This window comes from Ramlibacter sp. P4_H7, from assembly GCF_056400765.1.
The window spans coordinates 1-9213 of the sequence record NZ_JBFUKP010000038.1 but is presented as its reverse complement, the minus strand read 5'-3'; the positions used below and the strand labels follow the sequence as shown (position 1 = coordinate 9213).

Annotated in this window: 7 protein-coding genes; all 7 read right to left on the bottom strand. The window is 71.6% G+C overall.

Annotated elements, in window-relative coordinates; translation table 11 throughout:
- Positions 1 to 100: 100 nt before the first annotated feature.
- The gene (locus tag AC1DSA_RS26030) at positions 101 to 1156 is read right to left on the bottom strand and encodes a hypothetical protein (protein WP_477894167.1); all 1056 of its coding nucleotides are present in this window, start codon (positions 1154 to 1156) and stop codon (positions 101 to 103) included.
- 10 nt (positions 1157 to 1166) lie between these two features.
- The gene (locus AC1DSA_RS26025) at positions 1167 to 2984 is read right to left on the bottom strand and encodes a hypothetical protein (RefSeq protein ID WP_477894165.1); all 1818 of its coding nucleotides are present in this window, start codon (positions 2982 to 2984) and stop codon (positions 1167 to 1169) included.
- 225 nt (positions 2985 to 3209) lie between these two features.
- A complete protein-coding gene (locus tag AC1DSA_RS26020) occupies positions 3210 to 4598 on the bottom strand; it encodes a S8 family peptidase (RefSeq protein WP_477894163.1) in 1389 nt (462 codons plus the stop codon).
- Between the two features lie 31 nt (positions 4599 to 4629).
- Entirely contained in the window at positions 4630 to 5433 is an 804-nt protein-coding gene (locus tag AC1DSA_RS26015) for a hypothetical protein (protein ID WP_477894161.1), read from the bottom strand.
- Positions 5430 to 5678, bottom strand: coding sequence for a hypothetical protein (locus AC1DSA_RS26010; protein WP_477894159.1), 249 nt, complete (start codon positions 5676 to 5678; stop codon positions 5430 to 5432). Before AC1DSA_RS26010 ends, AC1DSA_RS26015 begins: the two co-directional genes overlap by 4 nt.
- The gene (locus tag AC1DSA_RS26005) at positions 5678 to 6646 is read right to left on the bottom strand and encodes a hypothetical protein (RefSeq protein WP_477894157.1); all 969 of its coding nucleotides are present in this window, start codon (positions 6644 to 6646) and stop codon (positions 5678 to 5680) included. The genes AC1DSA_RS26010 and AC1DSA_RS26005 overlap by 1 nt, the downstream gene beginning before the upstream one ends.
- Positions 6647 to 6664: 18 nt before the next feature.
- Positions 6665 to 9213, bottom strand: a 2549-nt coding sequence (locus AC1DSA_RS26000; RefSeq protein ID WP_477894155.1) for a papain-like cysteine protease family protein, incomplete at its 5' end; no start/stop codon positions are given.

Genomic DNA, 9213 nt, shown 5'->3' with positions numbered 1-9213 from the left:
GTCCACGGTTTCGCGGCTGGCCGCCGGCGCGGCCGGCGGCGGCGCGCGGCGGACGGCGGAAGAAGGAAAGACGGACGCGGGCATGGCAGGCTCCGGTGGATCAGGCGACGGCGTCGCGCGACTCTTCCAGCGTGTCGCGCATCTCGAACTCGATCGGCCGCACGTACAGGCTGATGCGCGCCTGCGAGCTGGGCGTCACGCGCACCGACAGCACGGAGAAGTGGCCTTGCTCGCTGGCATCGTCCACCCCGAAGGCGGACAGCCAGCGCTCCAGCGCGGCCACCTGGCGCGGGCGCTCCGCCAGCCCCAGGCGCAGCAGGTCGAGGAAGCGGGCCGGCAGGTCGGGCACGGCGGCCAGCAGGATCTCCAGCTTGAGCTCGACGCCTTCGCCGGTGTCGCGCAGTCCGACCAGCACGCCGCCATTGGGCAGTTCGAAGCGGCCGCCGAGAGCGACGCCGACCACCCGCATCAGGCTGGGCAGCTGGTGCCCGATGCCCAGGCGGTTCATCAGCGGGCCCAGCGCGGCGATCGCCAGCGGCCCGCGGTGCAGGAAGGTCACGCGCTGGCTGCCGCCCTCCTTCTTGCAGCCGATCGACGTGAAGATCGGCGACAGCGTGGGCATCTCCGTCATCACCATCCGCGTCAGCCGCGCCAGCCGGGGCGCCAGCGCCTCGATCTGGGTCGGCGCGAGCTCGTAGTAGATCTTGGTGGCGTACAGGCCGTCCTCGTCGAACGCGCTGCCGAACCAGGCGCCGTAGTTCATCCAGCCCATGCCGCCGAAGCCGCGCCATTCCTCGCTGCGCTCGTCGAACCAGCGCAGCGCGTCGCGACCGAAGATCGGCGAGACCAGCCGCCGCATCTCGCGGGTGGCTTCGTCGCGTCGTGCCACCGGCGAGGCGCCGGGGCCGAGCGGCTCGATCGTGAAGCGCAGCGTGTCGGGCTCGGCCTCGGAGAACGAGGGTTCGAAGGGAACCGCGCCCGGGGTGAGCTGGTTGTCGGCATAGCCGATGTCGTCGTCCGGTCGGAAGAAGGTGCGATCGATCAGCGAGCCCATGTAGGGCAGCGGGTCGCGGACGCCGAGCGCCTGCGAGGCTTGCGCCAGCGACTGCCTCACGTGCGCGGCCATCGGCATCTTCAGGGTGTCGGCGTAGGCCATGGCGGGGACCTCACTGCAGGCCGGCCGGAATGCCGCCGGCCAGGCCCGCGCCGTTCAGCCCGGCGCCGTTGAGCCCGACGCCCATGCCGGCGAGCATGTCCCTGGCGATCTGCGGCATCTCGATCGGCCGGCTCGTCATGGTGGGCGCCTCGATCGGCTGCGAGTACTGCTCGATGCTCTGTTCCTGCACCCCGCCGACCGCCAGCCACTGCTCGCAGGCGTTGACCAGGTCCCAGTCGCTCGGATCGACCGTCGGATTGTTGGTGCCGCTGGCCGCGCGCAGCTGCGGATTCATGATCTGCTCGATCTGGATCACCGGGCCCGCGATGTTGGCCAGCCGCTGCACGTTGTTGGCGATCCAGCGGATGATGACCGCGCCGGCGCGGCTCTGCGTGCGGTAGCGGTGCGTGTTGCGGGCGCCGCCCAGGTAGTTGACGTTCACCTGGTCGATCACCTGCCACATGTCGCGCGCGCCGAAGGCGTTGCGCAGCTCGGGGTTCTGCAGCACGTCGCGGAACTCCAGGATGCTCTTCTGCAGGTCGGTCGCCGCGAAGTAGGCGATGCCGTAGCCGTTGCGCGAGAGGTTCGCGCCGAGGTCGCGGCCCGCCTTGCGCACCTGCTCCTGCGACACCGCCATCGGCACCGCGTTGCGCAGCATGCGCTCCACGGTGAGCTGGCGCGCGAAGCTCGACACCGCCGAGATGAAGCGCAGCCACAGCTCGTTGAAGTCGCGGTTCGGCTCGCGCGCGGGATTGCCGCCCGGCGCGCCGAAGACACGCATGTACAGGTCGCGCCGCTCGCCTTCGGTGATGCGCTCGGACGCCTTCTTGAAGTAGTTGAACAGGTAGTCGCCCACCGTGCCCCGCCCCAGCGGCAGCAGGCCCTGGCGGAACAGGTCGACGATGCGCTCCACCACCTGGAACAGCCGCATCTCCTCGAGCTGGTAGGCGAAGTAGATCGCCTGCACCGCGTTCAGGTTCTCGGTGACGATCTCGATGTCGACCGACTCTTCCAGGTCGGGCAGCATGATCTCCAGCGCGGAAGGCGGCGCGCCGTCCACCACGCCGGTCTGCATGTTGTAGGCGCTCTCCAGCCGGCTGCTGATCCACGGGTCGTTGGCGGTGACGCCGTCGTTGACCAGCTTGCGCACCACGGCGGCGATGTTGCGCGCGGAGACCACGGCCACCTTGGGCTGCGCGCCCGAGGCGGCGACGGCTTGCGCCATCCGGGCCGCGCTGTCGCCGCCGCGCGGCACGATCGGCGGGATGGCGGCGGACGGATGCAGCACGCGCAGGATGGCGGGGTCGACCAGGCGCTTGTCGATCTGGCTTTGCACCGTCACCGTGTAGCGGCCGACGAAGGTGTCGTAGGCGGCGTTGAACAGCGCCTGGTTCTGGCGGTATTCGCCCTGCGCGGCCGTCACCTTCTTCACGAAGTCCGGCGCGGTGGGCAGCGTCAGGTTGTCGAGCTCCAGCAGGCCGCAGACGAAAGCGATTTCCTGCTCGTTGCGGCCCAGGCCGTCGTCCGCCGTCGCATCGTGCTGCGAGCCGAACAGGCCGTGCTTCAAGATGAACTGCCGCTTCTCCAGCAGCGCCGCCCAGGGCTCGCGCGCCACCAGGGCGGCCACCGCCTGGTAGAACGGGTCGACCGGCACGTCGGCGGCCAGCCGCTTGCCGATGCTCTCGCGCTCGACCTCCTGTTCCCTCGTGAGGCCGCCGCTGCTGGCGGACGTGCGGTGCAGCGCCTCCAGCCGGTCCAGCCGGACTCGCAGGGTTTCGCGCTCTTGCAGTTCGCGCTGGCTCAGATCGATCAAAAGGATGCGCGTCATGGTCCGACCTCCAGAAGTGTTGGCGAAGGGGTTGGCTTTCCCACCGGGAGGTGGAGGGTCCGCGTCGGTGGTGGGGTCCGCCGCGGGTAAGGGATGCGTTCGCACGGGGATGGCCGGTGGCTTGTCCACCGGGGGAGGCGGGACGCCGGCACCCGCTGTCCTGGCGCCCTTCCGGCTGCGCTTGTCGCCGGGCTTGGTTTGGCGAGTGACCATGGTGGTTTCCTTTCAGGGTTGGGCGCCCAGCGCCGCGGCTATGCGTTGATCGAGCAGCGCGAGGGCTGCGGCGGCGTCGAGGAGTCCCGCGCCGCTGCCCGCGCAATCGGGTCCGGAATCGAACGGCCGGGCGCTGTCCACGAGGATGTCGCGCGCAGCCTGCGGATCCAGCGGCCAGGCGCGCGCCTCGGCCTGCGCCACCAGCAGCGCGCAGGCGGCCGACACGAACGGCGCCGCGAAGCTGGTGCCGCTGACGCAGGCATAGCCGTCGAGGCCGCAGGTCCAGATGTTGCGGCCGGGCGCGCACAGCGCGACGTGCGCGCCGCGGGTGCTGAACGAAGCCGGCCAGCCGTCGTCGTCGATCGCGCCGACGGCGATCACGCCTTCGTGTGCGGCGGGGTAGTAGCGTTCTTCGCGTCCCGAGTTGCCGCTGGCGGCCACCAGCAGCACGCCGCGCGCGAGGGCATAGCGCACCACCTCGGCATGCGGCCGCGGGTCGTCCGGCAGCAGCGCGGATTCCGGCGTGCCGAAACTCATGTTGATGACGCGCACGCCCAGGTCGATCAGCCGCTTCATGCCGGCGTCGATGTTGGCGAGCGCGCCGATGCCCACGCGCTTCTCGCCCTGCAGCGCGGCGCCGAGCACGCGCACCGGCGTCAGGCCGCACAGGCCGGCGCCGCCCGCGGGCAGGCCCGTGCCGTTGGCGCGCAGGATGCCGGCGCAGGCCGAGCCGTGGCCGACTTCGTCGTCCGGCTGCTCGTCGCGGCCGGCGTTGTCGCCCACCAGGGTCAGGTCGCCGACAGTGGCGGCATCCAGGTCCACGGTGTCGAAGCCGCGCCGCAGGCGGCTGGCCAGTTCGACATGGCGCAGCGCCACGCCGGTGTCGGCCAGGCCGACCACCACGGACGGATCGCCGCGCTGGAGCGCCAGCGCCTGCGGCAGCCGCACCAGCGCACGCGGCCGGCGGGCGGCCACCGGATCGAGCTCCGCCATGTGCCGCGAGCGGCGCGCATCGGACGGCGTCACGCACAGGCGGTCGGGTTGCACCTGGTCCACGCGTGTCACCTGGGCCAGCGCCTGCACCAGCGCGTCCAGGTGCGCGTCCTGCGCGAGCTCGATCCGCAGCACGCGGGCCACGCCGCTCAATTGCTCGATGTCGTCGAAGCGCCGCGCCCCGGGCACGCCCGGGCGCTGCAGGCGCGTCACGCGGGCGCTGTGCAGCCGTACCGCGCGCGCCGCGCCGCCATGGTGGGCGAGCAGGCGGTCGATCACGCCGCCGTCGATGCGCTGCGCCATGGGGCGGCCTTCCTGCCGGACTTCGCGCAGGCTGGGCAGGTGGTCGGGCACCTCGCCCAGCTTGAGCGTGAGCAGCAGGCGGCGCGGGGCGTGCAGCGCGGTCATGCTGCCACCTCCCGTGGGATGCGTGCGGCGCTCATGCGACTCTCCTGAGCGCTTCGCCGGTCCAGCGGCCGATGCGGCCGCTGGCCAGCGGAACGTGCGCCACCTCGCCGTCGCCGAAGTCGATCTCGGCATCCAGCCCCATCTGCGTCGCGTGCGGCGCGAGCACCAGCCGGCCTTCATGCGACTCGACCACCGGAACGTCCTGGCCGGCCGCGCGCACGAAGGGAATGCGGCCGGCGCGCAGGCCTGGCGCCTGCAGGTGCACGCGTGCATTGCGCCCGAAGCGGCCGCCGTCGTCGGCGGGCGCATCGACCTGCGTCACACGCGGCGCGGCGGCGGCCAGCAGCGCCTGCTGCAGCCGGTTCACCGGCATGCGGGCCAGCCGCGCCACCACGTCGGTGCCGGCGGTCTTGCGCAGGTCGGTCAGCTGTTCCACCGTCCGCACGCCGATGCGCTCCAGCCGGCGCTGGTCCTCGTCGGTGATCTGCGAACCCAGCGCCTCGCGCAGGGTGAACTGCGGCTCCTCCGCCTTGAAGTCGACCGCGTTCTCCTCGATCATCGAGCGCGTCACCGTGGTCAGCGTGAGCTTGATCGTGCTGGCCTCGGTGTCGCCCGGGCTGGAGGGCCGCAGGAACACGTCGTCGTCCACCATCTGCACGAACGCGCGCAGGTCGAGCGACACGTCCTTGACCGCGAAGGTGAGGGGCAGCTTGCCCACCCGCGCCTTCAGCGCCATCGACGCCTGGGCCTTGTCCAGCTGTTCGGTCAGCGACTGGATGAAGACGTCCAGCGGCACGCCCGATTCCTGCACCAGGCCTCGTACGGAGTCCGTCATGGCAGGTCCTCCGTGGGCGTCTCGCGCCACACCAGCGTGAGGCGGCAGGACTCGGGACGCCAGCCGGCGTCGGCATGGGAGCGGGCGACGTCGGCCAGCAGCACGCAGCCACCGTCCTTCAGGGCCAGCGCGGTGTCCACCGGCAGCGTCATCTCGGCCTGCGTGACGCGCACGCCGGCCCGCTCGGCCGCGGCCTGCAGGCCGCCATGCAGGTCGGCCAGGACGGTGGCAAGGTCACGCAGCATCACGCGCCTCCATGCGGCAGGGCCGGTTGCGCGGGCGCGGGCGCGGCCGCTGCGGGCACCGGTGCGGCCGTGCGGGCGACCGCGGAGTTGCGCTGCACCATCGCAACCTTGGCAGCGTCGGCGAGTTTGTCCAGCGGCAGCGTCTCGCTCACGAAGTTCAGCCGCACCTCGCCGAACAGGTCGGCACGCAGCGTGGTGTCGCTCTGCGCGTTGACCGCCAGCGTCGAGACCATCGTGGAGCTCGCGTTGCTGTAGCTCAGGCTGCCGCGCTCTCCCCAGTCGGCGACGCTCTTCGGATCGCTGCCGGTGGCGTAGCCGATCTTGGCCGCATCGTTGGCGGTGGCGCGGAACATCACCTTGGCGGTGATCGAACCGTCCTTCACGGCGACCCGGTTCATGCCCAGCATCACCATCGTCGCCAGCAGCTGCTGGCGCTCGGCGCCGACGTGGGTGCGCACCTGGGGCAGCACGCGCTGCTCCAGCAGCTCGCCGGTCAGTTCTTCGCCTTCGACGCCGTACTCGGCCAGCCAGCCCGGCGTGAGTCCCTCCGAGGCGGGCGCGAGCTGGGGCTGCGGCTGATCGGCGCTGGGCGCAACGATGCGCACCTCGCCGGGGTAGCGCTGCGCCAGCCAGTCGCGCGCCTGGTTCGGCGTGACGTTCTCTTCGGTGAACTGGTCCACCGTCTTGGCGACCGCGCTGACCAGGCTGGAATAGCTCTCCATCTGCCGGATCGAGGCGTCGACGATCGCGTCGAAGGTGCCGTGCACCAGCCCGGCGACGAAGCCGGGGAAATCGATCTCGTTGACGAGCGCGCCGGTGCGCTGCGCCAGCGCCTCGGTGGCCGGCGGCTTGGGCACGGGCGCGGGCGCCGGGGCGACGGGCGCCCCGGCCGGATCGGCCAACGCGCTGGAGCGCGCGCCACCCTGCACCGGCGGCGGGAAGATCGAGCGCGTGCGCGAGGGCGTCATGGTGGATCCGCTGCGGCGTTACTGCCAGCTGCTGTCCAGGTCGTAGCGGCCGTTGCCGACCAGCCGCAGCTTGGTCCGGGCCGTCACGTTGCCATTGGGCGTGCCGCTGAAATCGACGTCGATCGTCACCTTGAGGGCCGCCTGCGGCGCACCGGCTCCAACCAATGGCTGCGGTTCGTCCTCGATGGTGGCGGTGACGGTCACGTCGTAGGGCAGGTCGGCCGCCGTGCCCGCGCTGATGCGCACGTTGCCCACCGCCCCGCCGCCGGCATCGAAGCGCACCGTGAGCGGCAAGGGCACGGCGTCGCGGGCGATGCAGGGCCACTGGTCGAGCGCGATCGTCGTGGGCACCAGCGCCGGCACCATTGCCGCGACCGGGTCGGCCAGCTTGACGCCTTCGAGCTGGTCCAGCGCCCACGCCACCCGGGCGCGGCTGCCGCGCGCGCGGCGCATGGTCGTGCCGGGCACGCGCGAAGGTTCGATCGGTTCGTCGAGCACCGGCGTGTCCTCCAGCGCGAAGGCACGCATCGACTTGGGCGGCGTCGCGAGCGCACTGCGGGCGCTGCTGCCCGCGCGGCGCAGCGCGGCGCTGGCCAGGGCCTGGGCGGTCGCCGTGCCCGCCTGCTGCGCGGGCAGGTGCAGCACGCGCCAGTTGCCGTAGTCCGGCTCGGCCATGTTGCCGAAGTCCGAGGCGAACTGCTGGAACGGCAGCCAGTCCGCGTAGCCCTGGTTCGCCGGATGGAACTCGGTGGCGTCGTCGTCGAACGTCACGCGCGTGTCCCACGGATTGAGCAACTTCACCTCGCAGCCCGTCGCGTCGTCGGTGTTCCCGCGCAGGCCGCTCACGACCACCGCGTGCGGCATGCCGACGATCACCACCCACAGCGGTCCGAAGTCGCGCAGCCACTGCGCCCATTGCGTGGGCGAGAAATACAGGCTGGTGTTGGATGGCACGTCGATCGCGACGAAGCCGTAGCGGTCGCGCACGGCCTGCAGCAGGTCCCAGCCGTAGCTGGTCATGAGCGAGCCGCCCACCTCGTTGGCCAGCGTCTCCGGGGAGAACGAGGCCTTGCGGCGGAACGACAGCAGCATCGCCATCGAGGCCGCCCAGCAGGCCAGCTTGTTCGGCTGCGGGACCAGCTGCACCGGGTACTCGATGGTTTCGCTGGCGAGCGCGTGCGCGGCGCCCCGCCGTGCGGTGCGGAGCGGGGCGGCACTGCGCGGTCCCGAACTGCGCGTCACGGGCTGGACGTCGCTCGCCAGTCCCAGCGAGAACGGTGCGGCCGTGGCCGGGCGCAGGCCGGCGGGGATCGCCGCGGCGTGCAGGATCTGGTACTCCAGCGTGGCGCCTTCGGTGGCGACGCGTCCTTCGTACAGGCCCTGGAAGTCCTGGAAGTTCCACTTGACCCGGCCCCGGCTGGCGGTCGGGTTGTGCAGGTACATCACCGTGTCGGAGCCATCGGGCGCGCCGTCGCTGGTCATGCCGACCAGCACCCAGGCATGGCCGCCGGCGCCGGCGCTGTTGGTCATGTCGAGGTACAGCGGTCCGTAGCTCTCGAGCATCTGGCGCCACGCGTCCACGGTGTAGCAGGCTGGCGGTTCCGGCACCAGGTTCCACACGTCGGCCAGCATGTGGCGGTCCGAGGGCCACAGGCCGTGGCGATAGGCATCGAGGGCGGGGACCTTGGCGGCGATGTCGGCATCGGACAGGGCGGTGCCGTCGCGCCAGGCGACCACCATCGCCGCCGAGGCCGCCCAGCAGGAACTGTCGGTCTGCTGCGGGTAGTACGGCACGGTGTCCCAGTGGATCGAATAGCACTCGTTCGCCAGCGCCTGCGCCACGGTGCCGTGGCCGTAGAGAATGTCCACCACGCGCGGATGGAAGCGCTGGCTGAAGGGCTCGGGCGCGCTCGCGCTTCCGCCCTGCGAGGCGACGAATTCGACCACCTTGCGCTGGAAGCTGCGCCACAGGTGGTCGGCGCCGAAGAAGGCGATGCTCTCGCCGAGGCCGTCGGTGGCCCGGTCCGCGCCGCGGGTGTAGAGCACGGCGGCGCCGTCCGCCTCCACGCGCACGCCGAACTCGCGGTGGCCGCTCACCGGATGGTCGCCGGACCATTCGGTGTGCACGGTGGTGAAGCGCCAGCGCCGGGGCTCGCACAGGCTGCAGACCACGGCGGCGTTGTCGGGGCCGACGATGTCGATCTTGAACACGGTGCCCGCCGGCGAGGTGGACATCCACTTGGTGTCGTCGTCGCCCGGGGTGTACGGGATGAACTCGCTGTTGTCCTTGTCCATGAGGCTGGCGAGGCCCAGGCGCACGGCCTCCAGCAACAGCTCCGGCGTGTAGTTCTCGGGCATGGAGGTCACGCGCACCTCGTAGCGATCGAGGTTGAGCGCGCCGGCGGCATCGGCGATGCGCTGCACGTTCATGTTGCGCCCCGCCAGGTAGCCGGGGATCCAGTCGGGCACGCTCCAGTTGAACAGGTCGGCCCACTGCGACGCGTAGCGCTGCGCCTGCTCCACGTCCTCCGGGCCGATGATCAGCGCCTTGGCCCGCGCGGCAGGAC